Annotated in this window: 22 protein-coding genes and 1 pseudogene; 11 read left to right on the top strand and 12 right to left on the bottom strand. The window is 72.3% G+C overall.

Translation table 11 applies throughout. The features are described 5' to 3' along the window. Window position 1 precedes the first annotated feature (1 nt). The 4 genes from ACIQGV_RS06950 to ACIQGV_RS06935 all read right to left on the bottom strand — a co-directional run bounded on the left by ACIQGV_RS06950 (window position 2) and on the right by ACIQGV_RS06935 (window position 4,292). Window positions 2–1,486, bottom strand: coding sequence for an MFS transporter (locus ACIQGV_RS06950; protein ID WP_402492401.1), 1,485 nt, complete (start codon window positions 1,484–1,486; stop codon window positions 2–4). A gap of 294 nt (window positions 1,487–1,780) precedes the next feature. Beyond that, window positions 1,781–2,677 carry an MBL fold metallo-hydrolase gene (locus ACIQGV_RS06945; protein WP_402491576.1) on the bottom strand — a complete coding sequence of 299 codons (897 nt, stop codon included), beginning with the start codon at window positions 2,675–2,677 and terminating at the stop codon, window positions 1,781–1,783. Between the two features lie 343 nt (window positions 2,678–3,020). Further along, window positions 3,021–3,692, bottom strand: a complete 672-nt coding sequence (locus tag ACIQGV_RS06940) for a class F sortase (RefSeq protein WP_402491572.1) — start codon at window positions 3,690–3,692, stop codon at window positions 3,021–3,023. A 108-nt stretch (window positions 3,693–3,800) separates the two neighbouring features. Further along, window positions 3,801–4,292, bottom strand: coding sequence for a sortase (locus ACIQGV_RS06935; protein WP_402491570.1), 492 nt, complete (start codon window positions 4,290–4,292; stop codon window positions 3,801–3,803). Window positions 4,293–4,784: 492 nt separating this feature from the next. Between ACIQGV_RS06935 and ACIQGV_RS06930 the strand changes: the two genes are divergently transcribed. Next, window positions 4,785–4,952 (top strand): hypothetical protein, encoded by a 168-nt coding sequence (locus ACIQGV_RS06930; RefSeq protein ID WP_402491567.1) that lies wholly within the window; start codon window positions 4,785–4,787, stop codon window positions 4,950–4,952. A 12-nt stretch (window positions 4,953–4,964) separates the two neighbouring features. Further along, window positions 4,965–5,329: pseudogene (locus ACIQGV_RS06925) on the top strand (IS5/IS1182 family transposase); the annotation flags it as partial. Between the two features lie 167 nt (window positions 5,330–5,496). On the opposite strand, the gene ACIQGV_RS06920 reads toward ACIQGV_RS06925, so the two are convergent. After that, window positions 5,497–5,919, bottom strand: a complete 423-nt coding sequence (locus ACIQGV_RS06920) for a secondary thiamine-phosphate synthase enzyme YjbQ (RefSeq protein ID WP_402491564.1) — start codon at window positions 5,917–5,919, stop codon at window positions 5,497–5,499. A 115-nt stretch (window positions 5,920–6,034) separates the two neighbouring features. On the opposite strand from ACIQGV_RS06920, the gene ACIQGV_RS06915 reads away from it, so the two are divergent. Next, window positions 6,035–7,114: an NAD(P)-binding domain-containing protein gene (locus ACIQGV_RS06915; RefSeq protein WP_402491561.1), complete on the top strand. Its 1,080-nt coding sequence runs from the start codon at window positions 6,035–6,037 to the stop codon at window positions 7,112–7,114. 12 nt (window positions 7,115–7,126) lie between these two features. Here ACIQGV_RS06915 and mltG read toward each other — a convergent pair whose 3' ends face one another. Further along, window positions 7,127–7,969: an endolytic transglycosylase MltG gene (gene mltG, locus ACIQGV_RS06910; RefSeq protein WP_402491558.1), complete on the bottom strand. Its 843-nt coding sequence runs from the start codon at window positions 7,967–7,969 to the stop codon at window positions 7,127–7,129. Window positions 7,970–8,012: 43 nt separating this feature from the next. Further along, window positions 8,013–9,821, bottom strand: coding sequence for an ABC transporter ATP-binding protein (locus tag ACIQGV_RS06905; RefSeq protein ID WP_402491555.1), 1,809 nt, complete (start codon window positions 9,819–9,821; stop codon window positions 8,013–8,015). A gap of 125 nt (window positions 9,822–9,946) precedes the next feature. Between ACIQGV_RS06905 and ACIQGV_RS06900 the strand changes: the two genes are divergently transcribed. Beyond that, window positions 9,947–10,408 carry a MarR family winged helix-turn-helix transcriptional regulator gene (locus ACIQGV_RS06900; RefSeq protein WP_402491552.1) on the top strand — a complete coding sequence of 154 codons (462 nt, stop codon included), beginning with the start codon at window positions 9,947–9,949 and terminating at the stop codon, window positions 10,406–10,408. 106 nt (window positions 10,409–10,514) lie between these two features. On the opposite strand, the gene ACIQGV_RS06895 is transcribed toward ACIQGV_RS06900, so the two are convergent. After that, window positions 10,515–12,170: a peptide-N4-asparagine amidase gene (locus tag ACIQGV_RS06895; RefSeq protein WP_402491549.1), complete on the bottom strand. Its 1,656-nt coding sequence runs from the start codon at window positions 12,168–12,170 to the stop codon at window positions 10,515–10,517. Between the two features lie 175 nt (window positions 12,171–12,345). Here ACIQGV_RS06895 and ACIQGV_RS06890 point away from each other — a divergent pair, with 175 nt between their 5' ends. From ACIQGV_RS06890 to ACIQGV_RS06875, 4 genes are all read left to right on the top strand, one after another. Continuing rightward, window positions 12,346–14,178 (top strand): ABC transporter transmembrane domain-containing protein, encoded by a 1,833-nt coding sequence (locus ACIQGV_RS06890; RefSeq protein WP_402491546.1) that lies wholly within the window; start codon window positions 12,346–12,348, stop codon window positions 14,176–14,178. Continuing rightward, on the top strand, window positions 14,175–16,202 hold the full coding sequence (locus ACIQGV_RS06885) for an ABC transporter ATP-binding protein (RefSeq protein WP_402491543.1): 2,028 nt from the start codon (window positions 14,175–14,177) through the stop codon (window positions 16,200–16,202). Before ACIQGV_RS06890 ends, ACIQGV_RS06885 begins: the two co-directional genes overlap by 4 nt. Window positions 16,203–16,745: 543 nt before the next feature. Further along, on the top strand, window positions 16,746–17,213 hold the full coding sequence (locus ACIQGV_RS06880) for a DUF5709 domain-containing protein (RefSeq protein WP_402491540.1): 468 nt from the start codon (window positions 16,746–16,748) through the stop codon (window positions 17,211–17,213). Window positions 17,214–17,267: 54 nt separating this feature from the next. After that, window positions 17,268–17,531: a type B 50S ribosomal protein L31 gene (locus ACIQGV_RS06875; RefSeq protein WP_402491537.1), complete on the top strand. Its 264-nt coding sequence runs from the start codon at window positions 17,268–17,270 to the stop codon at window positions 17,529–17,531. Window positions 17,532–17,629: 98 nt separating this feature from the next. On the opposite strand, the gene ACIQGV_RS06870 is transcribed toward ACIQGV_RS06875, so the two are convergent. Continuing rightward, the gene (locus tag ACIQGV_RS06870; protein WP_402491534.1) at window positions 17,630–18,424 is read right to left on the bottom strand and encodes a metal-dependent hydrolase; all 795 of its coding nucleotides are present in this window, start codon (window positions 18,422–18,424) and stop codon (window positions 17,630–17,632) included. Window positions 18,425–18,569: 145 nt separating this feature from the next. On the opposite strand from ACIQGV_RS06870, the gene ACIQGV_RS06865 reads away from it, so the two are divergent. Next, a complete protein-coding gene (locus tag ACIQGV_RS06865; protein WP_402491531.1) occupies window positions 18,570–21,083 on the top strand; it encodes a DEAD/DEAH box helicase in 2,514 nt (837 codons plus the stop codon). 19 nt (window positions 21,084–21,102) lie between these two features. Further along, window positions 21,103–21,969, top strand: a complete 867-nt coding sequence (locus ACIQGV_RS06860) for an acyl-CoA thioesterase (RefSeq protein ID WP_402491528.1) — start codon at window positions 21,103–21,105, stop codon at window positions 21,967–21,969. On the opposite strand, the gene ACIQGV_RS06855 is transcribed toward ACIQGV_RS06860, so the two are convergent. Beyond that, the gene (locus tag ACIQGV_RS06855; RefSeq protein ID WP_402491525.1) at window positions 21,956–22,858 is read right to left on the bottom strand and encodes a DUF6397 family protein; all 903 of its coding nucleotides are present in this window, start codon (window positions 22,856–22,858) and stop codon (window positions 21,956–21,958) included. The two genes, ACIQGV_RS06860 and ACIQGV_RS06855, sit on opposite strands and share 14 nt — an antisense overlap. Window positions 22,859–22,983: 125 nt before the next feature. Continuing rightward, window positions 22,984–23,397: a roadblock/LC7 domain-containing protein gene (locus tag ACIQGV_RS06850; RefSeq protein WP_402491522.1), complete on the bottom strand. Its 414-nt coding sequence runs from the start codon at window positions 23,395–23,397 to the stop codon at window positions 22,984–22,986. Between the two features lie 94 nt (window positions 23,398–23,491). On the opposite strand from ACIQGV_RS06850, the gene ACIQGV_RS06845 reads away from it, so the two are divergent. Continuing rightward, a complete protein-coding gene (locus tag ACIQGV_RS06845; protein WP_402491519.1) occupies window positions 23,492–23,920 on the top strand; it encodes a PPOX class F420-dependent oxidoreductase in 429 nt (142 codons plus the stop codon). 14 nt (window positions 23,921–23,934) lie between these two features. On the opposite strand, the gene ACIQGV_RS06840 is transcribed toward ACIQGV_RS06845, so the two are convergent. Further along, window positions 23,935–24,540 carry a GTP-binding protein gene (locus ACIQGV_RS06840; protein WP_402491516.1) on the bottom strand — a complete coding sequence of 202 codons (606 nt, stop codon included), beginning with the start codon at window positions 24,538–24,540 and terminating at the stop codon, window positions 23,935–23,937. Window positions 24,541–24,770 lie beyond the last annotated feature (230 nt).

The raw sequence follows: 24,770 nt of genomic DNA, 5'->3' as shown, positions 1-24,770 counted from the left end.
GTCAGCCGGGGCCGGGACCCACGCCGTTGCCCTGCAGCCGTTCCAGGTCCGAGGGGCGCACCTGGATGACGACCAGGGCGATGATCGCCGCCACCGCCGTGAAGATCGCCGCCATGACGAACGCCGCGGACACACCGGCGGTGAGGATCTCGTCGGAGAACGGCGGTGGGAGTTCCCCGGTGCGCTGGAAGCGCAGACGCTCGGCCGGGTTGGCCTGTTCCAGGAAGAGCGGGATCTGCTCGTCGGCCTCGTTGGCGCTGGCCGTGCCGAACATGGTGACGAGGATGGACAGGCCCAGCGACCCGCCGACCTGCTGGGTGGCGTTCAGCAGGCCGGACGCCGCGCCCGTCTCACGGGTCTCCACATTGGACAGCGCCATCAGGGTCAGCGACACGAACTCCATGCCCATGCCCAGGCTGAACACCAGCATCGGGCCCAGGACGCTGCCCGCGTAGGTGGAGTGGACGTCGGTCAGGGTCAGCCAGGCGAGACCGGCCGCCGCGAGGATGGCGCCCACCACCATGAAGGGCTTGGGCCCGTAGACGGGCAGGAACCGCGAGGCCAGTCCGGCGCCGACCGCGATGACCGCGCTGACCGGCAGGAACGCGAACCCGGCCGCGAGCGGGCTGAAGTCCAGCACGTTCTGCACGAACAGCGTGAGGAAGAAGAACATCCCGAAGATCGCCGCCGCGAGGCACAGCATGATCCCGTACGTGCCCGCGCGGTTGCGGTCGGCGAACATGTGCAGCGGCGTGATCGGCTGCGACGACCGGCGCTCGATCAGGACGAACGCGACGAGGACGACGACGGCCCCGCCGAAGGACGCCAGGGTGAGGGGGTCCCGCCAGCCGTCCTGCGCGGCCCTGATGAAGCCGTACACCAGCAGCACCATGCCCGCGGTGGAGGTCAGCGCGCCCGCGATGTCGAAGTGCCCCGGGTGGCGCTCGGACTCCTTGATGTAGCGCGGTGTGGCGAGGGCGATCAGCAGTCCGATCGGGACGTTGACGAACAGCACCCAGCGCCAGTCCAGCCATTCGACGAGGATCCCTCCCATCAGCAGCCCGATCGCGCCGCCGCCCGCCGAGACCGCGGCGAACACCCCGAACGCCCGGTTGCGTTCCGGGCCTTCGCGGAAGGTGGTGCTGATCAGTGCCAGGGAGGTGGGTGACGCGATGGCGCCGCCGACGCCCTGCAGGGCGCGTGCGCCGAGCAGTTGCCCGGAGTTCTGGGCGAGCCCGCCGAGCAGGGAGGCGAGGACGAACAGCAGCACGCCGAAGATGAACACACGCCGCCGGCCCAGGATGTCGCCGGCCCGGCCGCCGAGCAGCAGCAGGCCGCCGAAGGTGAGGGTGTAGGCGTTGACCACCCACGACAGGCTGGTGGTGGAGAAGTCCAGGTCGCGCTGGATGTCCGGCAGTGCGATGTTCACGATGGTGATGTCCAGGACCACCATCAGCTGGCAGGACGCGATGACCAACAGGGCCATCGCGTTGCCGCCGCCACCCTGTTCAGGAGTGGCGGTGCGCTCTGCGGGGCTCGGCTGGGGAGTGCTCATGGGCGTCACGCCCTCGTCACGAGGGTCCGGTGGAGATCTCCACCGCTGGTCCACCGTTCGACCGTACGCCCGCCCTCAGGCGATCACCACTCGATCATCGCGCCGCCGGAACCCGGACGGCGGCTCCCGGCTTGCGCGGTCCACGCGGCGGTCCCGCATGGTCCTCCGTGGCCCTGAGCGGTCGTGCACGGCTCCCTCTGCCGTCCCGCGTGGACCCGCTCGGCCCTATGCCGCCCGGAACCGCCCCTGCTCCACCTCCGCGACCCGGCCCGCGCCGATGAGCCGGTCCAGGTGCTGCACGGCCGTTCTGCGTTCCACCGGCCCCACATGGGGGCCCTCGACGTGGGGCCGGTAGACCAGCCGGTGTCCGGTGATCTCCTCGACGGTGCGGGGCTCGCCGAGGAACGCGAGCAGCGCGGCGTCCCGCCTCGCCACCACACCGGCGAACGCGTCGAGCCTGCGCCGGAACTCCGCCGCCCCCTCGATCACGCCCTTCTGGTGGAACGTTCCGTACCAGCGGGCGTCGATGTCCCGGCACCGGCGCATCGACGCCTCGAAGTCGACGAGGCTGCTGCCGAGGTCTCCGTAGTAGGGGCCGAACGACGTCAGGTCGATGTCGGCCACGAACAGGAAACCGTCCGGCTCGATCAGGAAGCCGCTGTGGCCCGGGGTGTGGCCGGGGAGGTGCACGACGGTCACCGTGCGCCCGCCGAGGTCGAACACCCTGCCGTCCTCGAACCCCGTCGCGTCCGGGCGTCCCCGGACCTGGAACTCGTCCCGCATCATGCGGTCGACCGCGGCGGCCTCGCCGGGCGGAAGGCCGATCCCCGCGACCATGACCGCGCGGGAGCGCAGCGCGCCGAGGTCCCCCTCGTGGACGAGGACGGGCGACTCGTAGCCGCCGAGTCCGGCGATGTGGTCCTCGTGCGCGTGACTGACCAGGACGAGGTCCGCGGGCGGCGGCGCTCCGACGAGGGCCAGGGAGGGGTCGACGACGAGGGACTCGGCCGTGCCGCGGACGAGCAGCGAGTTGCCGTGCGGGTAGGCGCCCGCCGCGTCGCCGACGAGCACGCCGACCGCGCCGTACTCCACCACCGTGCGTCCCGCGCTCCACGATGCCATCTCCGCCCCCGTCCCCGTCCGGCCCGCCGTCCCCGCCCTGCCCCGCCCCGCCCCGGAAGCTCAGCCCAGGAAGCCCAGGAAGCTCAGCCGGACCGTGCGCTCCGGGTTGTCCTTGCCGGTGTCCACCGGTCTCCGTCGAGGCAACCGCCACGGTACTGGCCGGATGCGACGGACCGGCAGGCCACATCCGCGCGGGCCGGAACGGAGGCCCGACGATCTTTCTGCGCCGGCCGCCGGCCACTCCGCGGGATCGCCCGCCGGTCCACGCCGGCCCCGGCATGGTCGACCGGTCGTCCCCGCGCCCGCGGGGACTGCTCGCACCCGGTTGCTCCGGGCCGGCCGTTCACTTCTCCCCTGCGAGCGTCGCGTAGACGACGACGTTGCCCTGATAGCCGGTGCCCTTGACGTATCTGCCGCCGCAGGTGATCACCCGCAGTTCCGGCCGACCGGAATTGCCGTAGACCTTGTCGTCGGGGAAGTCCGCCTTGTCGTGGACCTCCACCGCGTCGACGGTGAAGACGGCCGTGCGGCGGTCTTCGCGTACGACCTCGACGGTGGCGCCCTGTTCGAGAGCCCCGAGCCGGTGGAAGACACCGGGCCCGAGCGGGGTGTCCACGTGCCCGGCCGTCACTGCCGTCCCCACTGCGCCGGGAGCCGTGCCGTCGGCGTACCACCCGGCCATGCCGGGGTTGTCGGCGGGTGGCGTCTGCAGCGTCCCCTCGCCGTCCAGCTCCAGGGGCATCATGGGTGCGTCCACGCCGATGTCCGGAATCCGGAGCCGTACCGGGTCCGACGGCGGCAGGGGCACTTCGGCTGAAGGCTCGGGCGCGTGGCGGGGCGCCGGCTGTGCGGACGGGGGCACGGCATGGGCGGACGAAGGCTGCGGGGGGTGGTCGTCACGCAGCCCGTTGGACATCAGCAGGGCCCCGGCGATCGCCGCGTAGGCGAGCAGTCTGAACGAGGGGGCGCCGGACGACGGTGCGCCGGCGTCGCTCGCACTGGGACATTCGTGCATGGGTGCGGGCCTTTGCTGGGCGGCGGATCGCGGGCGGCGACGTGAGGGGGAACCCTCGCGGGCCCCGGACCGTTGTGGTGGCCGGGGGCCCGTGGGGCGTACGCGGCGTCAGGCTTGGGTCCCTGAAGGGCGGCGGCGCGTCTTGACGACCGCGCCGGCGACCGCCGCGCCGAGCAGCAGGCCACCGACGGCGAGCTGGCCGCTGTTGCCGTCGGCAGGGCCGAAGCCGGCGTCGAGCGCGCCGCTGGGGCGGCCGGCGATGTCGTAGTCGGCCGTGACCTTGGTCCGTGGCGGGCACTTGAGCGTGACGGTGTCGGTGCCGGGTTCGGCGTCCTCGGGAATCTGGAACTCACCTTCGAGGACGCCCTCGCGGTCGCCCTTGAAAAGGTGGAACTTCCCGCCCGCGACCGACTCGCCCTTGCCGTAGACCTCGTTGCCGCATGCGGTGGTGGTGACGGTGACCGTGGTGCCCGGTGACGCCTTTTCAGGACTGATACGGACGTCGCCGTCGCCTTCCCCGGCCGCTGCGGCAATCGGCGCGGACAGTGCGAGAGCGCTGACGACCAGGGCGGTCCTGAGACCGGCACGTGCGATGCGCATGGTTCCTCCAGGTGAGCAGCGTCCGGGCTGTCTGCGCGGCGCCTGTGGTGTGCTGCCTGCCCGAGCCAACCGCCGGCCCGCCGGCACCGCAATGCGACATGTCGCCGTATCTGTCACCCAGTCAGACTCAGAACCGCACCACCTCTCGGCGTTTCTGCAGGTCCGCAGCAGTGCGTGCATTGCGCCGAGCGCAGCGGCGGAGTGGGAGCGAACGGGTTAATCAGTCCTGGATGTGAACCGCCGTGGCTGCCTGCGCAACCTGATGGCGCGTCGGGCGCGTCGGCGAAGGCGGCAGCAAGGCTCGATCAGCCGTTGTCCCCGAGCCGCCAAGAGGCCGCGAAGCCGACCGGGATCCAGGAGACTCTGTTGCGGCAGTCCTGCGCGCTCGCGCCGGTTGAGTTCAACTCGGCTTCTTCGTCAGGTGATTGTGTCGTTCGCCGGTCCGGGAATGCGGCCGATCACCCAAGACGTGTGCGGCGGTCTCCCTCGGACATGGCGGACGCGGAGCGGGGCGTGGTCCGGCCGCTGCTGCCGGTGGTGCCGGCCTGGCTGCGCGGGCGGGGCGGGCAGTCTTCCGCCGCCGGGGTGATCGACTCACAGTCCGTCAAAGCGGACGCCGTCGTCGGCGCGGACGGCCCCGGCGTCGACGGGACAAACTGATCGACGGGCGCACGCGGCAAGTGCGGGTCGAAGATCCGCTTGATCACCGAGCGGACCGGGCTGCCCCTGCCGGTGGGCGCCCCGGGTGCGAACACGCACGACAGCCAGGGCCCGGAGCCGCTCGTGCGGGGCATCCCGCCGATCCGCCCCGTCGCGATCCGCCCCGCCGCGGTCCGCGCCGTCGCGGTCCGCGCCGCCGCAGGCCCGGCAAGCTGCACGGCGACAAGGGACACGACCACCGCCACCTGCGGAAGCGGCTCCGCAGCCGGGGCATCGCCCACCGCCCGGCCCGACGCGGCACCGGCTCCTCCACCCGTCTGGGCCGTCATCGCCGGGCCGTGGAGCGGTCCGTCGCCTGGCTCGCCGGCTGCCGCCGACCAGCCAGATGAGATGACTTCCGAGGGAGGCGGCGTCGGCGTGCCCGCACCGGGTGCGCGCCGTCGACCCTGCAGTGCTTCAAAGTCCCTGCACCAGGGCCGGCCTCAGGGAATGAGCCCGCCCGGCACGAAGAAGTGGCGGCACGTCCCTCAGACGGTGATCACGGTCAGCCGAGGAAGCTCAGCCGGACCGTGCGCTCCGGGTTGTCCTTGTTGGTGTCCACCAGGCAGACCGACTGCCAGGTGCCGAGCTCCAGGCGGCCGCCGACGACCGGGAGGGTGGCGTGCGGGGGCACGAGGGCCGGGAGGACGTGGTCACGGCCGTGGCCGGGGCTGCCGTGCCGGTGCTGCCAGCGGTTGTCGGCGGGCAGCAGCGTGTGCAGCGTGGCGAGCAGGTCGTCGTCGCTGCCGGCGCCGGTCTCGATGACGGCGATGCCGGCTGTGGCGTGCGGGACGAAGACGTTGAGCAGGCCGTCACGGCCCGCGGCGGCCTGCCGCAGGAAGTCCTCGCAGTCCGCGGTGAGGTCGACGATCCGCTCCGCGGAGCCGGAGGTGATGTGCAGCACTCGGGTGGTGAACGCGTCTGGCATGCCCCCATCCTGGCTCATCGGCGTGCGTCCGGCTCCGTACGGCTTCTTCGGCCCGGGGAGGGACGGCCTCCTCGGCCGCGGGAAGACCGGGTGGGTCCGCCGCGTTGGTGGAAACGTGAACAACACGCATGAGGTCGAGGTCGTCGTCATAGGCGCCGGTCAGGCGGGCCTGTCCAGCGCCTATCACCTGCGCCGCACCGGTTTCGGGCCCGGGCGCGACTTCGTGGTGCTGGACCGCTCCCCCGCCCCGGGCGGCGCCTGGCAGTTCCGGTGGCCCTCGCTCACGTACGGCAAGGTGCACGGCATGCACGCGCTGCCGGGCATGGAACTGACCGGCGCCGACCCCGGACGTGCCTCCTCGGAGGTGGTCTCCGAGTACTTCGCCGCGTACGAGCAGACCTTCGGCCTGCGGGTACGACGCCCCGTGGACGTCGGCGCGGTGCGCGAGGGCGCGGACGGGAGGCTGCTCGTCCAGAGCCCGGCCGGCACCTGGGCGACCCGGGCGCTGATCAACGCGACCGGCACCTGGGACCGCCCCTTCTGGCCGCGCTACCCCGGCCAGGAGACCTTCCGGGGACGGCAGTTGCACACGGCGCGGTACCCGGGGCCCGAGGAGTTCGCCGGGCAGCGGGTCGTGGTGGTGGGCGGCGGCGCCTCGGGCACCCAGCATCTGCTGGAGATCGCCCCGTACGCGGCCGCGACGACATGGGTGACCCGGCGGCCGCCCGTGTTCCGCGAGGGTCCCTTCGACGAGGGCGCGGGCCGGGCGGCGGTGGCGCTCGTGGAGGACCGGGTGCGGCAGGGGCTGCCGCCGATGAGCGTGGTGTCGGTGACCGGGCTGCCGCTGAACGACGCGATCCGGCAGGGGCTGCGGGACGGTGTCCTCGACCGGCGGCCGATGTTCGACCGGATCACCCCTGACGGCGTGGCCTGGGACGACGGCCGGCGGGTGGCCGCCGACGTCATTCTCTGGGCGACCGGCTTCCGTGCCGCGATCGACCATCTCGCGCCGCTGCGGCTGCGGGAACCGGGGGGCGGGATCCGGGTGGAGGGCACCCGCGCGGTCGCCGACCCCCGGGTCCATCTCGTCGGGTACGGACCGTCGGCCAGCACGATCGGCGCCAACCGCGCCGGGCGCTCGGCCGTGCGGGACATCAGGCGGCTGCTCGCCGGGGAGCCGGCCGCCGCCGCGTGACGCCCCGCCCGGTCACTTCGCGGGCTGGGTGCCCTTCTTCTGCCGGGCGGCGGACTCGGCGACGTTGCGCTGGTGCTCGGCGTAGTCGGCGGTGAACCGCGTGTCGCCGGGCTTGACGGTGACGAAGTACAGCCAGTCGCCGGGCGTCGGGCTGATGGCGGCGCGCATGGCGTTCTCGCCGGGGTTGGCGATCGGCGTGGGCGGCAGGCCCATGCGCTGGTAGGAGTTGTAGGGGCTGTCCAGCCGGGTGTCGGCCGGCGTGGTCCTGAGGCCGGAGCGGCCGAGGGCGTAGCTGAGGGTGGAGTCCATCTGGAGCGGCATACCGCGCTCCAGACGGTTGAAGACCACGCGGGCCACCTTGCCCATGTCGGCCTCGGAGGCGGCCTCGGTCTGGACGATGCTGGCGATGGTGACGGCCTGGTAGACGTTCATCGCGTTGCGCTGGGCACCGGCCGCGACGGGCGCTCCGTTGAACTTCCTGTTCGCCGTGTCGACCATGGCCGACAGCATCGACTCCGGCGTCGCCTTCTCCCGGAGCGGATAGGTCGCCGGGAAGAGGTAGCCCTCGGGGTTGCCCTCGGCGTCGCCGGGCAGCTGGAGGCCGGCCTTGGCCAGGGACTTCCTGGTGGCTCCCGGGGGCAGTTCGAGGGCCTTGTCGACGGCCGCGTAGATCTGGCTCGCCCGCCAGCCCTCGGGGATCACCAGCGCGGTGGGTTCGGCGGGCTGCTCGCCGCCGGCCGCCAGCAGCGGCACCGCCACGGCGGTACCGGCCACGACGGCCCCGGTCGCGATCAGGACGATACGGCCCCGGCGCGTCAGCCGGATCGAGCTCCGTGGCGGAGTGTTCATCTGCATGCGGGCACGGTAACCCGCATATCTCCCCAAACCCGGCATATCTTCATCTTGTCGGCTCCAGTCGGGCGTCCCGGCGGACCAGTGCCGCATACCGTCCGTCGAGCTCCAGCAGCTCCTCGTGCGTGCCCCGTTCGGCCACCCGGCCGGCGTCCAGGACCAGGATCTGGTCGGCACTCCGAACGGTGGACAGCCGATGGGCGATGGTGAGCGTGGTCCGGTCGGCCGACAGCGCGTCCACGGCCTCCTGGACCGCGCGCTCGGTGCGGGTGTCCAGGGCGCTGGTCGCCTCGTCGAGGATCAGCACCGGCGGGTCGCGCAGGATCGTGCGGGCGAGGGCGAGGCGCTGCTTCTCCCCGCCGGAGAAACGGTGGCCGCGTTCTCCGACGACGGTGTCGTAGCCGTCGGGCAGCGACGCGATGTGGTCGTGGATCTGCGCCGCCCTCGCCGCCGCGTGCAGTTCCTCGTCGGTGGCGTCGGGCTTGGCGAACCGGAGGTTGTCGGCGACCGAGGCGTGGAAGAGGTACGTCTCCTGCGAGACGACCCCGACCGCCCGGGCGAGCGTGTCGAAGTCCAGGTCGCGCACGTCGATGCCGTCCAGGGTGACCCTGCCGCCCGTCACGTCGTAGAGCCGGGGCACCAGATGGCCGAGCGTGGACTTTCCCGCGCCCGTGGAGCCGACCACCGCGAGGCTGCTGCCGGCGGGGACGGTGACGTCGATGCCGTCGAGCACCGGGCCGCTCCGGTCGTCGCCGTCGTAGCGGAACTCGACACCCTCGAAGCGGACCTCGCCCTTGATGTCGTCGAGACGGACCGGGCTCTCGCGCTCGGTGATGTCGATCGGCAGATCCAGGTACTCGAAGATGCGCTGGAAGAGCGCCAGCGAGGTCTGGATCTGCACACCGGTGCCGAGCAGGCTCACGGTGGGCCGGAACAGGCCCTGCTGGAGCGAGACGAACGCGACGACGGTGCCCAGCGAGACACCGGGCCCGCCCGTGTGCAGGGCGAGACCGGCGGTCCAGTAGATGACGGCGGGCATGGCGGCCATGACGACGGTGATGACGGCCATCCGCCAGCGGCCCGCCATGTTCGAGCGGACCTCCAGCTCGACCAGGCGCTCGGACTCGTCCTCGAAGGACTTCGTCAGCGACTCGGCGCGCCCCATGGTGCGGCCCAGCAGGATGCCGCTGACGGAGAGCGACTCGGTGACCGTGGCGGCCATCGCCGCCATCTGCTTCTGCCGCTGGGTGGTGATCCTCTTGCGCTCGTTGCCCACTCTTCGGCTGATCCACACGAACACCGGCAGCAGGACCAGCGAGACGACGGTCAGCCGCCAGTCGAGGGCGAGCATCGCGACGACGGTGGCCGTCACGCCGGTGAGGTTGGAGACGAGCGAGGTGGCCGTCGAGGTGACGGTGGCCTGCATGCCGCCGATGTCGTTGGCGATACGGGACTGGACCTCGCCGGTGCGCGTGCGTGTGAAGAAGGCCAGCGACATGCGCTGGAGCCGGCTGTAGACGGCGGTGCGCAGATCGTGCATGACGCGCTGGCCGACCGTCGTGGAGATCAGCGTCTGCAGGACACCGAAGACGCTGGTCAGCACGGCACTGAGGATCATCCCGAGGGCGAGCAGGGTGAGCAGGCCGGTGCGGCGCTCGGGGATCGCCGTGTCGAGGATCGCCTTCAGCAGGAAGGGCGTGGCGACCGACACCAGCGAGGCGGCGCCGACCAGCAGGCCGACGACGGCCAGGCGGCCGCGATAGGGGCGGAAGAGGGCCAGGATGCGGCGCACCTGCCGGGGCTGCTCGCCCGTGTCGGCAGGCGGGGTCCAGGCGGGCCGGCTGTCGGGATGCATGGGCTCCTACGGAGTGAGGTGGGGCCGGTGGTCCCCCTGGGCGGAGGGCCGCCGACGATCGCTGACGGATCCTAGCTCATTGTTACCTATACTCACAATGAACGAGGTCCTGATATTGTTCCCGCATGACCACCCCCGATCCCGAGGGTCTGCTCGCCGAGCAACTCCTGCGGCTCACCCGCCGCGTGCACCGCATCCAGAAACGCCATCTGGAGCGCCGCGACCTGGGCATCACTCCGGCCCAGTCCCGTCTGCTGCGCACCCTGGCGCACTTCGGTTCGCCGCCCCGGATGGCGGATCTCGCCGAGCGGCTGGAGGTCGTCCCCCGCGCGGTGACGTCCCTGGTCGACGGGCTGGAGGCGAGCGGGAGGGTACGGCGGGTGCCCGATCCGGCCAATCGCCGCGTGATCCGGATCGAGGTCACCGACGAGGGCCGCAAGGCCCTGCGCGAACTGCGCGAGGCGCGGCGCTCGGCCGCGGAGGAGATCCTGGCCCCTCTGACGGCCGATCAGCGGACGCTGCTGCGGGGGCTGCTGGACACTCTCATCGACGGGGATGTGAACGGGGCGGCGGAGGGCCGCTGCTGAAGCCCTCCGGCCGCGGCGAGGGGCGGGGACGCCCGGAGCGCCTCGATCGCTTCTCGGGGTGCCCCGTGGCCGTCCGGCCGCGTCCCCGCCCCCTGATCCTGCCGGATCAGCAGCGCAGACGGTCCTGGGTGAGCACGCCCTGAACCGTCGTCAGGGTGCGGTCGTGGCAGCCCGCCGAGCCGTACAGCCGGTAGCGCTCGCTCGTGGTGCCGACCGCGTGCCGCTGGTCGCGCGGCACGCCGGTCGTGTACGTGGCGTCTCCCGCGTAGGTGTCGTCGAGCCGTGACCAGGCGGTGCGGACGCCGCCGCGCGCCTCCACCACCGTGGCGCGGTCGCCGAGCGTCAGCACGGTGCGCAGCCGGTCCGCGGCACCGATCGTCGTCGTGCCGTCCATCGTGTACGTCCGCAGGGTGCGGGTCGTACGGGCCGGCCCCGGCCCGTCCACGGTGCGTGTCTCGGCGTCGGTCCACACGGCGTCGAGCCCGTCGGCCGCCTCGCCGTCGGTCCAGCGGTGGACCGAGGTGTGGGCCAGCACCCGGGAGACGGTGGTCATGACCCGGCCGTGCGAGGTGTCGACATGACCGGCGACGGTCAGTGCGTGCCGGCCCTCGGTGTCCAGACGGTGCTCGGGTCCGGGCGTGTAGGAGGAGTCGCCGCCGGGGCCGTCGGCCCGGGCCGACACGAGTGCTCCGGGGACATGGGCGCGGCCGGTGTCCTGCCACACCAGCACGTTCACCGGCGTGCTCCAGCCGCTCCGCCCTTCGGGAACCCCGGTGACGGACACCTCGACGCGGTGCGGGCGGCCGTCGTTGAGGAGCCCGGCGAACGGCGTGAGGTCGTACTCGATCGGCCTGACGTCCAGGGCACGCGGCCCCGGAACGACGTACCAGAGGAAGGGATTCGACCAGCCGCCCGTCCACACGGTCGGGAACGGGGCTGCGATTCCGGCCAATCGCCCGTCGACGCGGATCTGCACCTCGCGGTAGGGGCCGCCGTCGGCCTTGCAGGAGTAGGGCGCGGAGGCCGGCACGGTCAGGTACCAGTACTCCTCGCATCCGCCGCCCGATCCGGTGGCGTACACCTCCGCGACCACACGCTCGCTGTTGCGCGGGGTGGTGAGGGTGGTGCCGTCGGCCGTCTCCTCCAGGGTCAGCACCCGGTCGGGGACCCGGCGCGGAGCGGGGCCTCGGGTGTGGAAGACGAGGGTGACCTCGACGTCGATGACGCCGGTGTAGGTGTCGTCCACGACGTTGCCGATGAGCATCTCCACGTCCCGGGCGGCACGGAAGGTGTCGCTGTAACGGGTGACGTCCTTCTCCACGGACCACTCGATGCCGTCGGGCGAGGGCTGCGGGGTGGACGTGCGCAGGATCTCCACGCCGCCGACATGGAGGTGGCCGAGCCGGTCGTACTGCCGTCCCTTCACCTTGCCGTCGAGCCGCAGGACGACCTTGCTCCAGCGGTCGCCGCAGGTCTCGGGCGGGGTGTACGTGCCCCTGTACGGGGTGAAGTCACGGAACCGGGCCCGGGCGAGCGTGACCCGGCAGGTCCTGCCGCCGGGCCCGGTCACGGGCGGGGCGGCGGTGAGGGGATCGTGCCAGTCGGTGCCGAACTCGGCCGGGGCGCCGGGGACCTGGGCCTGGACCGGGGTGTCGGCGGCCCGGGCCGGGGTCTCGGCGGCCCGGGCCGGGGGCGCTCCGAGGAGGGTGCCGGCCAGGAGGGTCGCTCCGGTGAGCATGGACATGATGAGACGGTTTCTCATGGCCGGTGTTCTACGGGGAGCCGGGCACGCCCGCAATGACGCCTCCCCAAGTGGCCGATGCCTGTCGGGCGCCGGGAAAAGCGCTTGCCACCGACCACGCGATGACGCGAACCTTTCACGGTTTGCTGCCGCCTGTCGGCGGTCCCGCACTCCTGACACGAGCCACTGGGACGTCATGCAGATCCAAGACCTTCCGTATCCCGACCCCGGCGTCCCGGACGCGGCGTCGGGGCCCCGATTCCTTTGGTGGCTCGGCCGGAACCAGCTGGGCGGCCAGCTGAAGTCGCTGGCCTGGGGCCTGCTGCACTTCCTGTCCGTCTCCGCGCTGCCCTTCTGCGTCGGCCTGGCCGTGGAGGCGGTCGTCGCGCGCTCGGGCACCCGGCTGGCCACCGCCGGCGGGCTGATGGCACTCGCCTGCGCGGGCAACGCCGTCGGATCCACCGGCCTGCACCGCACCGCCGTCACCAACTGGATCACCGCCGCCGCGCGGGTCCAGCAACTCCTGGCCCGCAAGGCCGCACAGCTCGGCTCCGGGCTCACCCGACGGGTCGCCGCCGGCGAGGTCGTCGCCGTCTCCACGGGCGACGTGGAGAAGATCGGCTGGTTCGTGGAGGCGATGTCCCGGTTCACCGCCGCCGCGCTCACCGTCGTGCTGGTCTGCGTCGGTCTCGTGGTGTACCAGCCCGCGCTCGGTGTGGTCGTCGCCGTCGGACTGCCCGTGCTGGCCCTCGCCGTGCTGCCGCTGCTGCCCCGGGCCACCCGGCGGGCCGACCAGCAGCGCGAGAAGGCGGGACATGCCACCGAACTCGCCTCGGACACCGTGGCCGGGCTGCGCGTGCTGCGCGGCATCGGCGGTGAGGAACTGTTCCTCGACCGCTACCGCCGCGCCTCCCAGGAAGTACGGCACGCCGCCGTCCGCAGCGCCCGCATGTGGTCGCTGATCTCGGCGATCCAGGTGCTGCTGCCCGGGCTGCTGCTGATCGTGGTCGTCTGCTACGGCGTGCACCTGGCCCAGGAGGGCCGGATCACCGTCGGTGAACTGGTCACCGTCTACAGCTCCGTCATGATCCTCACCTACCCTCTGCGGCACTTCGAGGAGATCGCCATGGCGTACTCCTTCTCCCGGCCCTCCGCCCGCCGCGCCGCCCGTGTGCTGTCGCTGGAACGCGCCACCGACAGCGGCGGATCCCTCGCCGACGAGCCGCCGACCGGTGACCTGTACGACCCGGCGACCGGTCTCCTCGCCCCCGCCGGGCGGCTCACCGCCGTGGTGTGCGGCGACCCGGACGCCGCCGGCCGCCTGGCGGAGCGACTGGGCGGACACCCGGGCGAACCGGCCGCCCCGGCCCCACCGGGCGGCACGGCACCGGAGTCGGTCCTGCTGGGCGGCGTGCCGCTGGACGACCTGCCGCTGGCCACCGCGCGCACGGCCGTCCTCGTGCAGGACAAGGACCCGGTGCTGCTCTCCGGCTCGCTGCGGGAACTGCTCGACGTGCCCGCGTCCGGCGACGTCGATCCGCACGCGGCGCTGGCCGCGGCCCAGTGCGAGGACGTGCTGGCCGCACTGGTCCAGGGCTCGCTCGGCACCGTCGACCCGATGGGTGCCCGCATCACCGAACGCGGGCGCTCGCTGTCCGGCGGCCAGCGCCAGCGCCTCGCGCTCGCCCGGTCGCTGGTGACCGACCCGGAGGTCCTCGTCCTGGACGAGCCGACCTCCGCCGTCGACTCGCACACCGAGGCACGCATCGCGCAGGGGCTGCACGAACTGCGCCATGGCCGCACCACGGTGGTGTTCACCTCCTCCCCGCTGCTGCTGGACCGGGCCGACCGGGTCGTCCTCGTGCACGACGGCCAGGTCGCCGCGGTGGGCCTGCACCGCGAACTCGTGCACAAGGAACACCGGTACCGCGCGGTGGTCACCCGCGAGACCGACGACGAGATCGCCGCGGGTTCCGTGGCGCAGGCGGCGCTGACGGACGCCCTGGAAGAGATCGAGGAGACGGCATGATCGGCGTGGCGCCACCGGCGTACGATCCGGCGGCCCCGACGACGGCGAACACGCTTCCCGTCGGTGCCCCGGCGACCGTACGCGCCTATGTGAGAGAGCTGTTCCAGCGGCACCGCCGCGCCTTCCTGCTGCTCGTCGGGGTCAATACGGTCGCCGTGATCACCTCGATGGTCGGGCCCTATCTGCTCGGCGACCTGGTGGAACGGGTGTCGGACGGCGCCCGCGAACTCCATCTCGGGCTCACGGCCTCGCTGTTCGTGGCGGCGCTGCTGGTGCAGGCCGTCTTCGTGCGCGAGGTACGGCTGCGCGGGGCGATGCTGGGCGAGCGGATGCTGGCCGATCTGCGCGAGGACTTCCTGGTGCGCTCGGTCGGGCTGCCGCCCGGCATCCTGGAGCGGGCCGGGACGGGTGATCTGCTGTCCCGGATCACCACCGACATCGACCGGCTCTCCAACGCCATGCGCGAGGCCGTCCCCCAGCTGGCGATCGGCGTGGTGTGGGTGGCGCTGCTGCTGGGCGGTCTGGTCGTGACGGCGCCGCCGCTCGCCGCGGCCGTGCTGGTCGCCGTGCCGCTGCTCGTCCTCGGCTGCCGCTGGTACTTCGGACGGGCGCCCGCCGCCTACCGCTCGGAGGCCGCCGGGTACGCCGCCGTGGCCGCGGCGCTCACCGAGACCGTGGACGCCGGGCACACCGTCGAGGCACACCGTCTGGGTGAGCGCCGCGTGGCCCTGTCCGACCGGCGGGTCAAGGAGTGGACGGCCTGGGAGCGCTACACGCTGTGGCTGCGGTCGGTGCTCTTCCCCGTCGTCGACATCACGCATGTGACCGTGCTCGGCTCCGTCCTGATGTTCGGCGGGGTCTTCGTCCTGGAGGGCTGGATCGACGTCGGGCAGCTGACGACCGGCGCGCTCATCGCCCAGATGCTGGTCGACCCGGTCGGAATGATCCTCCGCTGGTACGACGAGCTCCAGGTGGCCCAGGTCTCGCTGGCCCGGCTCGTCGGCGTGCGGGACATCGAGCCCGAGGCGGGCGACGCCGCCGTGGCCCCGGTGGGGCGGGACATGCGCGCGGAGCGGGTGCACTTCGGCTACCTGGAAGGCGTCGACGTGCTGCGCAAGGTGACCCTCTCGGTAGCTCCCGGCACCCGGCTGGCCCTCGTGGGCCCGTCCGGGGCGGGCAAGTCCACGCTGGGCCGACTGCTCGCCGGTATCTACGCGCCCCGGGCCGGCCGCATCACCCTGGGCGGCGCCGAGCTGTCCCGGATGCCCGCGGAACAGGTCCGGTCCCATGTGGCCCTCGTCAACCAGGAGCACCACGTCTTCGTGGGCTCCCTGCGCGACAACCTCCTGCTGGCCCTCCCGGCCTCGCGCCTCGTGCCGGCCGGTGCGGTGCCACCGCAGGGTGCCTCGTCCGACGCGGCCTCCGGGGAGGGAGCCGTCGTGGCCGGCGCCTTTGCGAAGGCCGGCCCCGGGAGCCCGTCCTCCGCAGCGCCCTCCGCCGTCGGGGCTCCCGTCGCCGGGGCCTCTGCGGGCGGGGCGGCCTCCACCGTCGAGACGGCCGGGGCCGTCACGACGGCCGAGGCAAGGACGGCGGCCGAAGCCGTGGAGGCAGCCGTGGACGACGAGCTGTGGGCGGCCCTCACCGCGGTCGACGCCGACGGCTGGGCCCGTGCGCTCGACAGCGGGCTGGACACCGAGGTGGGTTCGGGCGGTCACGCCCTGACTCCCGCCCAGGCCCAGCAGATCGCCCTCGCCCGGCTGGTGCTGGCCGATCCGCACACCCTCGTCCTGGACGAGGCGACCTCGCTGCTCGACCCGCGCGCGGCGCGTCATCTCGAACGGTCCCTGGCCCGGGTCCTGGACGGCCGGACGGTCGTCGCCATCGCCCACCGCCTCCACACGGCCCACGACGCCGATGTCATCGCCGTCGTCGAGAACGGCCGCATCAGCGAGCTCGGCAGCCATGACGACCTGGTCGCGGCGGACGGCGCCTACGCGGCGCTGTGGCGTTCCTGGCACGGATGACAGGGCCGGGCCCCGCCGGAAGGCCCACCCGGCCGACCCCGGGGGCGGACTCCGGACGACGGGCACACCGTGATCGGCCGGCACGCCATGGCCGGCCGCGGGGCCCGGCCGCGGGGCCCGGCCGCGGGGCCCGGCCGCGGGGCCCGGCCGCGGGGCCCGGCCGCGGGGCCCGGCCGCGGGGCCCGGCCGCTCCACGGCCGGGGCCGGGAGCCACTCCGACATCAGGAAGCCCACGCGGATCAGCAGCGTCGCTCCGGCCCCCTCCGAAGGCTCGCGCACGGTGCCGCCGTCGCAGGCCGCCGCCGGGCAGTGCCTGTCCGGCCCGGCGGCGGGCACCGGGCCCTGGCGCCGGGGCCGGACCGGCCCCGGCGCCGTGCCGTTGCGCGGTTCCGACGAAGGGTGGAACTCTGGAAAGCGGCACCGGCCGCGGGAACACCCGTCGGCCCGGCGATGCCATGACGGCTGGGGCGTGTGCCCCGCGCGGCGCCGACACTCCGCGGCCCGAGGCCCGAACGGCACCGTCCCCACCACCTGGAGGTACCCGTGAACAGCGCCGACGGATGGGGAGACGACGTCTACCAGCCCGACGCGTCCGACATCCAGGACGACGCGGGCCTGCTCGACGCGGAGGACACCCTGGAGAACGACGGGGTCGGCGACCCCCTCGACCGGGGCTGGTCCCCTCCGGAGAGGCCGTGGGCCGTGGAGCACCGCGGCGTGACGGCCGCCGAGCGCCGGGAGGGCGAGAGCCTGGACCAGCGCCTGGCCGAGGAGGTGCCCGACGTGGGCATGTCCGACGGGGACGGCATCGGTGACCGTGACACCGACGGCGAACTGCTGGACAACGAGGTGGGCGCGGCCCGATCCGGCCGCCTCGTGGCCCCCGACGAGGGAGCGCACGAGGACGAGGAGAGCGCACTCGTCGCCACGGACGTCGGCATCGACGGTGCGGCGGCCTCCGCCGAGGAGGCGGCCATGCACATCGTCGACGAGGAGGCTCTGTACGGCTGACCTCCCCTTCGCACCGCCGCCCGACCTCGCAACCCCGCCGTACCAGGAGCACGCATGCAGCAGGACAAGCACCCCGACTACCGCCCCGTCGTCTTCCGTGACCGGGCCGCCGGATACGCCTTCCTCACCCGGTCCACCGCGAACAGCGACCAGACCATCCAGTGGGACGACGGCGAGACCTACCCGGTCGTCGACGTGGAGATCTCCTCCGAGAGCCACCCCTTCTACACGGGCAAGGCGCGGACGGTCGACTCCGAGGGCCGGGTCGCCCGCTTCGAGCGGCGCTACGGCGGCGGCGAGTCCGGCGGAGCCGCCTGACCTCCATCGTCGCGAAGGACCGCCCGGACGGTCGAGCGCCCGGCTCCGGCGGAGCAGGGCGCTCCGGCGAAGCCGGGCGGCCGGGCGGAGCGGACCGGTCAGATGAAGTTGAGCGCGGCCGCGCCGCCCACCCCGCCGAGCACCATGAACACCGGCATCAGCACCTTCAGCTCGACCCAGCTGCCCGCCCGGAACCGCATGGCCTTGGGCGGGCCGATCGGGTACCAGCGCTTGCGGCCGACCGGGATCGGCCACAGGATCGGGCACCCCGACACCGTCAGCGCGTCCCCGATGTCGTGCACCAGGGCGCCGAGCACGATCGGCAGGCCCAGCCACAGGTACTCCTGGCCCGGCTCGGTGAACAGCCAGTCCGCGCCGTTGCCCGGCTTGTCCAGGACTCCGGCCAGGATCCACGCGCTGGTCGCGGCCAGCAGCCACACCAGTACATCGCTGCTGGACCCCCTGGCCGCCCGCCACAGCAGGCCCTCGATCGCCAGCACCATGTGCACGAAGAGGATCGCCAGGACCGCCCAGCGGCCGCCCGTGATGGCCAGCACGGAGGTCCCGGCGCCGATCAGCACGGCCCACAGCCAGGTGTGCGTCAGGGTGCGGTGCCCGCCGGAACGGCGTGAGTCGCCCTGCTTGCGCGTGGCCTTGTAGACGGCGTAGGAGAGCTTGTCCACGATCTCGCACAAGCCCCGCGACAGCGGACCGAAGGCGCGCGAGATGGTGGCCGCCTTGTGGTCGAGATCCGGCGCGAGCGCCGCTCCGGCGCAGAGCAGGGAACCGACCAGCAGGACCGGCCAGGGCATCGTGTGCCCAGCCGCGGCGGCGGCCGCTCCGACCCCGAGCCAGGCCGCGGCGCCCGAGAGTGAGTGTGCTGGTCCCATCATCGCCGTTGCCCGCCCCGTTCCTCGTGTGCCGCTGTCCAGTAGGCCGCGTGGACTGACACCACGTCGGCGGCACAGCGTAGCGGTCGCGGTCTTCGGGCGGGCATCCGATTCCCGCATCGGGCCCGATGCCAGGCAAGATGGGCTCGTGACCCTCATCGATCAGCTCCCGCCGACAGCAGACCCCGACGCCCTCTACGAAGCCTTCGAGTCGTGGACCCAGGAGCGGGGTCTCACGCTCTACCCGCATCAGGAGGAGGCGCTGATCGAGGCGGTGTCCGGTGCGAATGTGATCGTGTCGACGCCGACCGGCTCCGGCAAGAGCATGATCGCCGCCGGCGCCCACTTCGCGGCGCTGGCCCGCGACGAGGTCACCTTCTACACGGCCCCGATCAAGGCGCTCGTGTCGGAGAAGTTCTTCGAACTGTGCAAGCTCTTCGGCACCGAGAACGTCGGCATGCTCACCGGTGACGCCTCCGTCAACGCGGACGCGCCCGTCATCTGCTGCACCGCCGAGGTGCTCGCCTCGATCGCCCTGCGCGACGGCAGGAACGCGGACGTCGGCCAGGTCGTGATGGACGAGTTCCACTTCTACGCCGAGCCGGACCGCGGCTGGGCCTGGCAGATCCCGCTGCTGGAGCTGCCGCAGGCGCAGTTCATCCTGATGTCCGCCACGCTCGGTGACGTCTCGATGTTCGAGAAGGACCTCACCCGGCGCACCGGCCGTCCCACCTCGGTGGTCCGCTCGGCGACGCGCCCGGTCCCGCTGTCCTACGAGTACCAGCGGACGCCGATGACGGAGACGCTCACCGAGCTGCTCCAGACCCGGCAGGCGCCCGTGTACATCGTGCACTTCACCCAGGCGCAGGCCGTCGAGCGGGCGCAGGCGCTGATGAGCATCAACATGTGCTCGAAGGAGGAGAAGGAGCAGATCGCCGAGCTGATCGGCAACTTCCGCTTCACCACCAAGTTCGGCCGCAACCTCTCCCGCTACGTGCGGCACGGCATCGGCGTGCACCACGCCGGCATGCTGCCCAAGTACCGGCGTCTGGTGGAGAAGCTCGCCCAGGCGGGTCTGCTGAAGGTCATCTGCGGCACCGACACCCTCGGCGTCGGTGTCAACGTGCCGATCCGCACGGTGCTGTTCACCGCCCTGACCAAGTACGACGGCAGCCGCGTGCGCACGCTGCGCGCCCGTGAGTTCCACCAGATCGCCGGCCGGGCCGGCCGGGCCGGTTTCGACACGGCGGGCTTCGTCGTGGCGCAGGCCCCCGAGCACGTCATCGAGAACGACAAGGCGCTCGCCAAGGCGGGCGACGACCCGAAGAAGCGGCGCAAGGTGGTGCGCAAGAAGGCCCCCGAGGGGTTCGTCGCCTGGAGCGAGGACACCTTCGAGAAGCTGATCGCCTCCGAGCCGGAGCCCCTCACCTCGCGTTTCCGTGTCACCCACACGATGCTGCTGTCGGTCATCGCCCGTCCGGGCAACGCGTTCGAGGCGATGCGGCACCTCCTGGAGGACAACCACGAGCCGCGCAGGCAGCAGTTGCGGCACATCCGGCGGGCCATCGCGATCTACCGCTCGCTGCTGGACGGCGGCATCGTCGAGAAGCTCGACGAGCCGGACGCCGAGGGCCGCATCGTCCGTCTCACGGTCGACCTCCAGCAGGACTTCGCGCTCAACCAGCCGCTGTCCACCTTCGCGCTGGCCGCGTTCGAACTGCTCGACCCCGAGTCGCCGTCGTACGCCCTGGACATGGTGTCCGTGGTGGAGTCGACCCTGGACGACCCGCGTCAGATCCTCGCCGCCCAGCAGAACAAGGCGCGTGGCGAGGCCGTGGCCGCGATGAAGTCGGACGGCGTCGAGTACGAGGAGCGCATGGAGCGCCTCCAGGACGTCACCTACCCCAAGCCGCTGGACGAACTGCTCTCCCACGCGTACGACACGTACCGCAAGAGCCACCCCTGGGTCGGCGACCACCCGCTGTCGCCGAAGTCCGTCATCCGTGACATGTACGAGCGGGCGATGTCCTTCACGGAGCTGGTCTCCCACTACGAGCTGGCCCGCACCGAGGGCATCGTGCTGCGCTACCTGGCCGGCGCCTACAAGGCCCTGGACCACACCATCCCCGACGACCTGAAGTCCGAGGACCTCCAGGATCTGATCGAGTGGCTGGGCGAGATGGTCCGCCAGGTCGACTCCAGCCTGCTGGACGAGTGGGAGCAGCTCGCCAACCCCGAGGAGATGACCGCCGAGGAGGCCCAGGAACGGGCGGACGAGGTCAAGCCGGTCACGACCAACGCGCGTGCCTTCCGGGTGCTGGTCCGCAACGCCATGTTCCGGCGCGTGGAGCTGGCGGCGCTCGACCAGGTCGGGGAGCTGGGCGAGATGGACGCCGACGCCGGCTGGGACGCCGACGCCTGGGGTGAGGCGATGGACAAGTACTGGGACGAGTACGAGGATCTCGGCACCGGTCCCGACGCCCGCGGTCCCAAGCTGCTGGTCATCGAGGAGGAGCCGCAGAGGAGTCTGTGGCGGGTCCGGCAGATCTTCGACGACCCGAACGGGGACCACGACTGGGGCATCAGCGCGGAGATCGACCTGGCGGCCTCCGACGCCGAGGGCCGCGCGGTCGTCCGTGTGACGGATGTCGGCCAGCTGTGAGCCGAGGAGAGGCACGCTCATGACGAACCCCGCGGAGCGGCTCGTCGACCTGCTCGACCTGGAGCAGATCGAGGTCGACATCTTCCGTGGCCGCAGTCCCGACGAGTCCCTCCAGCGGGTCTTCGGCGGCCAGGTGGCGGGCCAGGCACTGGTCGCCGCCGGGCGGACCACCGAGGGCGACCGTCCGGTGCACTCGCTGCACGCGTACTTCCTGCGGCCGGGCCGGCCGGGGATGCCGATCGTGTACCAGGTGGAGCGGGTCCGGGACGGGCGGTCGTTCACCACCCGCCGGGTCACCGCCGTGCAGCAGGGCCGCACGATCTTCAATCTGACCGCCTCCTTTCACAAGCCTGAGGAAGGGAGCTTCGAGCATCAGCTGCCGCCGGCCCGCAAGGTCCCGGACCCGGAGTCGCTTCCGACGGTCGCCGACGAGATCCGGGAGCATCTGGGCGCGCTGCCCGAGCAGTGGGAGCGGATGGCGCGCCGTCAGCCCTTCGACATCCGCTACGTGGACCGGCTGCGCTGGACCCACGAGGAGGTCGAGGGTGCCGATCCGCGCAGCGCGGTGTGGATGCGCGCGGTGGGAGCGCTGGGTGACGATCCGCTCGTGCACACCTGCGCGCTGACCTACGCCAGTGACATGACCCTCCTGGACGCCGTGCGCATCCCGGTCGAGCCGCTGTGGGGACCGCGTGGCTTCGACATGGCGTCGCTGGACCACGCGATGTGGTTCCACCGGCCGTTCCGCGCCGACGAGTGGTTCCTCTACGACCAGGAGTCGCCGATCGCCACGGGCGGGCGTGGGCTGGCCCGCGGCAGGATCTACGACCTGAAGGGCGATCTGATCGTCTCGGTCGTCCAGGAAGGGCTGTTCAGGGCGCTGTAGTCGTTCCGGGGGATGCCAAGGCCCTGGGGACCCGCGTCCTTCGGCGGCGCAGCCGGCCCAGCAGACCTCGGCGCACGAGGCCGGGGCCGTGCGGTGCGGGTGCGGGTGCGTCGGGCCGGTGCCGACGGGCCTCCTGCACGGCCGCGGTCAGCTCGGACCTGAGCCAGGCGATCTCGTCCTGGTCGCCGGCTGTCCGGATCCTCTCGGCGATCCGGGCGGCCGGGGAGCCCGGTGCGCCATGGGCGGGCGGTGCCGGCCGGAACCTGCCGACCCGGGACCGGTCGTGGGGATCCGTCAGCAGCCGATCGCTCTCCGCCGGCCCGAGCAGGGCGGCGAACACGCCCGCGCGCTCCCAGGGGTCCTCTGCGTGACGCAGCAGGAACCCGAGGTGGCGTCCCCGCCAGTTGCGGGCCCTGAGGTCGACGCCCGCCTCGACCTGGCCGCGCAGGTTCTCGGGCATCCGCTGCTTCCTGAGCGGGGTGTTGTTCTCGTCGGCGGCGAACTGTTCCAGTTCGCCGGCGAGATACAGCCAGACCACGGCGTGGTAGCGGTTGAGACGGAAGCGCACCGGAACCACCAGGCCCAGGCGGGCGAGCCGGGTGAACCGGGCGGGAGACACGTCCATGAGGGCGGCCCCCGCCCTCGTCCCCACGACGCGCACCTCGGCCCGCAGGGCTTCGGGGAAGTCCGGTTCGGCGCGCAGACGGTCGATCTCGGCGTGCGGGACGCGGCGGCCCCCGCCGCCTTCGTCGGGCACGGTACGGATACGTCCCAGGTGCACGGCGAGCTCGAACTCGCTGCGCTCGAGGTGCAGTTCGCGGGCGGCCCGGCTCGGCGCGAAGGCGGGCCGGTCAGGCCGGTCGGATCGTGCGACGGCGTCGTGGGACATGGTCGGTCTCCCCCGTGGTCGGTGGCTCACGCTGTGTCGCGTGACCCGTGGAAAGACCGTATCGGCTGCGGCCGATCTCGTGGCGAGCCTGTGGAAAACCTTGCAGGCAAGGGAGAAAATGCAGGTCAGAGGTCTATGGACGGGGTTCGCTCGGGGTGCCGGGCGTCCACGCCGAGGTGCTCGCCGACCCGGTTGACGAGCAGCGTCATCTCGTACCCGATCTGCCCGATGTCCGCCTCGGTGCCGCTGAACACGCACAGACAGCTTCCGGTTCCCGCGGCGGTGACGAAGAGGACCGCGTCGTCGAACTCGACCATCGTCTGGCGGACCTGGCCGGCGCCGAAGTGGCGTCCGGAGCCCTTGGCGAGACTGTGCAGTCCGGAGGCGACCGCGGCGAGGTGCTCCGCGTCCTCGCGCCGCAGCCCGGTGCTCGCTCCGGCGACCAGGCCGTCGTTGGACAGCACCAGCGCGTGCCTCACGTGGTCGACGCGTTCGGTCAGATCGTCCAGCAGCCAGCCGAGTCCCTGGTTCTGGGCCATGTTCCGGTCTCCCCGTGTGACGTCTCCCCCACGTCGGAGGAACTTCCCCGTCAGCCTTCCCCACCAGCGGCGTGCGGGCAAGGAGGATGTGGCCATGGCACAGAAGATGACCGACGACGAATGGCGGGCGTTCGTCTCGCACGGCACCCGCACCGGCAAGCTGTCCACCGTCCGGGCCGATGGCAGCCCTCATGTGGCGCCGGTCTGGTTCCTGCTCGATGGGGACGAGCTGGTGTTCACCACCGGCGGAAACACCGTCAAAGGGCGGAATCTGGTGCGTGACGGCCGGGTCGCGCTGTGCGTGGACGACGACCGGCCGCCGTTCGGCTTCGTGGTGCTGCAGGGCCGCGCCAGGGTGTCGGAGGACTTGGCGGACCTGCGTCGCTGGGCGGCGCGTCTCGGGGCGCGGTACATGGGCGAGGAGCGGGCGGAGGAGTTCGGTGCGCGCAACGGCGTGCCGGGGGAGCTTCTGGTCCGGGTGCCGATCGACAAGGTGATCTCCGAGAAGGCCGTCTCCGGCTGAGACGTTCGCGGCTCTCAGCTCACGGAGTCGAGCAGCCGGGCGGTGTGCATCCGCCCGGCGTACTCGACGAGGCGGATCAGCACCTCCTTCCCGGAGTCGCGGTCACGGGCGTCGCACAGCACGACCGGTGTGCCCCGGTCGAGGTCGAGGGCGTTCAGGACGTCGTCGGCGGCGTGGGTGCGGGATCCGGCGAAGCAGTTGACGGCCACCACGAACGGGATGTGCCGGTGCTCGAAGTAGTCGACCGCGGGGAAGCAGTCCTCCAGGCGCCGTGTGTCGGCGAGGACGACCGCGCCGAGCGCGCCCTGCGCCAGTTCGTCCCACAGGAACCAGAAGCGGTCCTGGCCCGGGGTGCCGAACAGATAGAGGGACAGCCCGGAGCGGATGGTGATGCGTCCGAAGTCCATGGCCACGGTGGTGGTGACCTTCTGGTCGACACCGTCGGTGTCGTCCACCAGCTGACCGGCCTGGCTGAGCAGTTCCTCGGTGCGCAGCGGCCTGATCTCGCTGACCGCGCCCACCAGGGTGGTCTTGCCCACGCCGAATCCTCCGGCGACCAGAATCTTCAACGCCAGTGCGGCTGTCGTGTCGCCGGTGGTGTCGGATGGTTCGGAGACCATGGATCACTTCTCTCGGGAGTGCCGGAAACGGGCGACGTGGGGGGATGTCCGGCGCCCGGACAGGGTGCAGGCGCACGGTTTCGGTACGGGTGTGCGAGCTCGGCGGTGCGAAGCCAGCATGATGACAAGGACGGGCCCCGTTCGCGGGGTTGGACCGCTATATGACCGATGTGACCGGATCGGGCCCTTTCGTTGCACGGTTGTTGGACAGATCGGCGACGTTGTGCGCC

It is taken from the genome of Streptomyces sp. NPDC093094 (assembly GCF_044754345.1).
GTDB lineage: Bacteria > Actinomycetota > Actinomycetes > Streptomycetales > Streptomycetaceae > Streptomyces.
The sequence above is the reverse complement of the archived record's forward strand: the minus strand, read 5'-3'. Positions and strand labels throughout refer to the sequence as shown.

What these genes read in the sequence shown, in the direction of transcription:
- ACIQGV_RS06950 (WP_402492401.1), bottom strand. Translation starts at nt 1,486, where the DNA reads ATGGCCCTGTTGGTCATCGCGTCCTGCCAGCTGATGGTGGTCCTGGAC.
- ACIQGV_RS06945 (WP_402491576.1), bottom strand. Translation starts at nt 2,677, where the DNA reads ATGGCATCGTGGAGCGCGGGACGCACGGTGGTGGAGTACGGCGCGGTC.
- ACIQGV_RS06940 (WP_402491572.1), bottom strand. Translation starts at nt 3,692, where the DNA reads ATGCACGAATGTCCCAGTGCGAGCGACGCCGGCGCACCGTCGTCCGGC.
- ACIQGV_RS06935 (WP_402491570.1), bottom strand. Translation starts at nt 4,292, where the DNA reads ATGCGCATCGCACGTGCCGGTCTCAGGACCGCCCTGGTCGTCAGCGCT.
- ACIQGV_RS06930 (WP_402491567.1), top strand. Translation starts at nt 4,785, where the DNA reads ATGGCGGACGCGGAGCGGGGCGTGGTCCGGCCGCTGCTGCCGGTGGTG.
- ACIQGV_RS06920 (WP_402491564.1), bottom strand. Translation starts at nt 5,919, where the DNA reads ATGCCAGACGCGTTCACCACCCGAGTGCTGCACATCACCTCCGGCTCC.
- mltG (WP_402491558.1), bottom strand. Translation starts at nt 7,969, where the DNA reads ATGCAGATGAACACTCCGCCACGGAGCTCGATCCGGCTGACGCGCCGG.
- ACIQGV_RS06905 (WP_402491555.1), bottom strand. Translation starts at nt 9,821, where the DNA reads ATGCATCCCGACAGCCGGCCCGCCTGGACCCCGCCTGCCGACACGGGC.
- ACIQGV_RS06900 (WP_402491552.1), top strand. Translation starts at nt 9,947, where the DNA reads ATGACCACCCCCGATCCCGAGGGTCTGCTCGCCGAGCAACTCCTGCGG.
- ACIQGV_RS06895 (WP_402491549.1), bottom strand. Translation starts at nt 12,170, where the DNA reads ATGAGAAACCGTCTCATCATGTCCATGCTCACCGGAGCGACCCTCCTG.
- ACIQGV_RS06890 (WP_402491546.1), top strand. Translation starts at nt 12,346, where the DNA reads ATGCAGATCCAAGACCTTCCGTATCCCGACCCCGGCGTCCCGGACGCG.
- ACIQGV_RS06885 (WP_402491543.1), top strand. Translation starts at nt 14,175, where the DNA reads ATGATCGGCGTGGCGCCACCGGCGTACGATCCGGCGGCCCCGACGACG.
- ACIQGV_RS06875 (WP_402491537.1), top strand. Translation starts at nt 17,268, where the DNA reads ATGCAGCAGGACAAGCACCCCGACTACCGCCCCGTCGTCTTCCGTGAC.
- ACIQGV_RS06870 (WP_402491534.1), bottom strand. Translation starts at nt 18,424, where the DNA reads ATGATGGGACCAGCACACTCACTCTCGGGCGCCGCGGCCTGGCTCGGG.
- ACIQGV_RS06860 (WP_402491528.1), top strand. Translation starts at nt 21,103, where the DNA reads ATGACGAACCCCGCGGAGCGGCTCGTCGACCTGCTCGACCTGGAGCAG.
- ACIQGV_RS06855 (WP_402491525.1), bottom strand. Translation starts at nt 22,858, where the DNA reads ATGTCCCACGACGCCGTCGCACGATCCGACCGGCCTGACCGGCCCGCC.
- ACIQGV_RS06850 (WP_402491522.1), bottom strand. Translation starts at nt 23,397, where the DNA reads ATGGCCCAGAACCAGGGACTCGGCTGGCTGCTGGACGATCTGACCGAA.
- ACIQGV_RS06845 (WP_402491519.1), top strand. Translation starts at nt 23,492, where the DNA reads ATGGCACAGAAGATGACCGACGACGAATGGCGGGCGTTCGTCTCGCAC.
- ACIQGV_RS06840 (WP_402491516.1), bottom strand. Translation starts at nt 24,540, where the DNA reads ATGGTCTCCGAACCATCCGACACCACCGGCGACACGACAGCCGCACTG.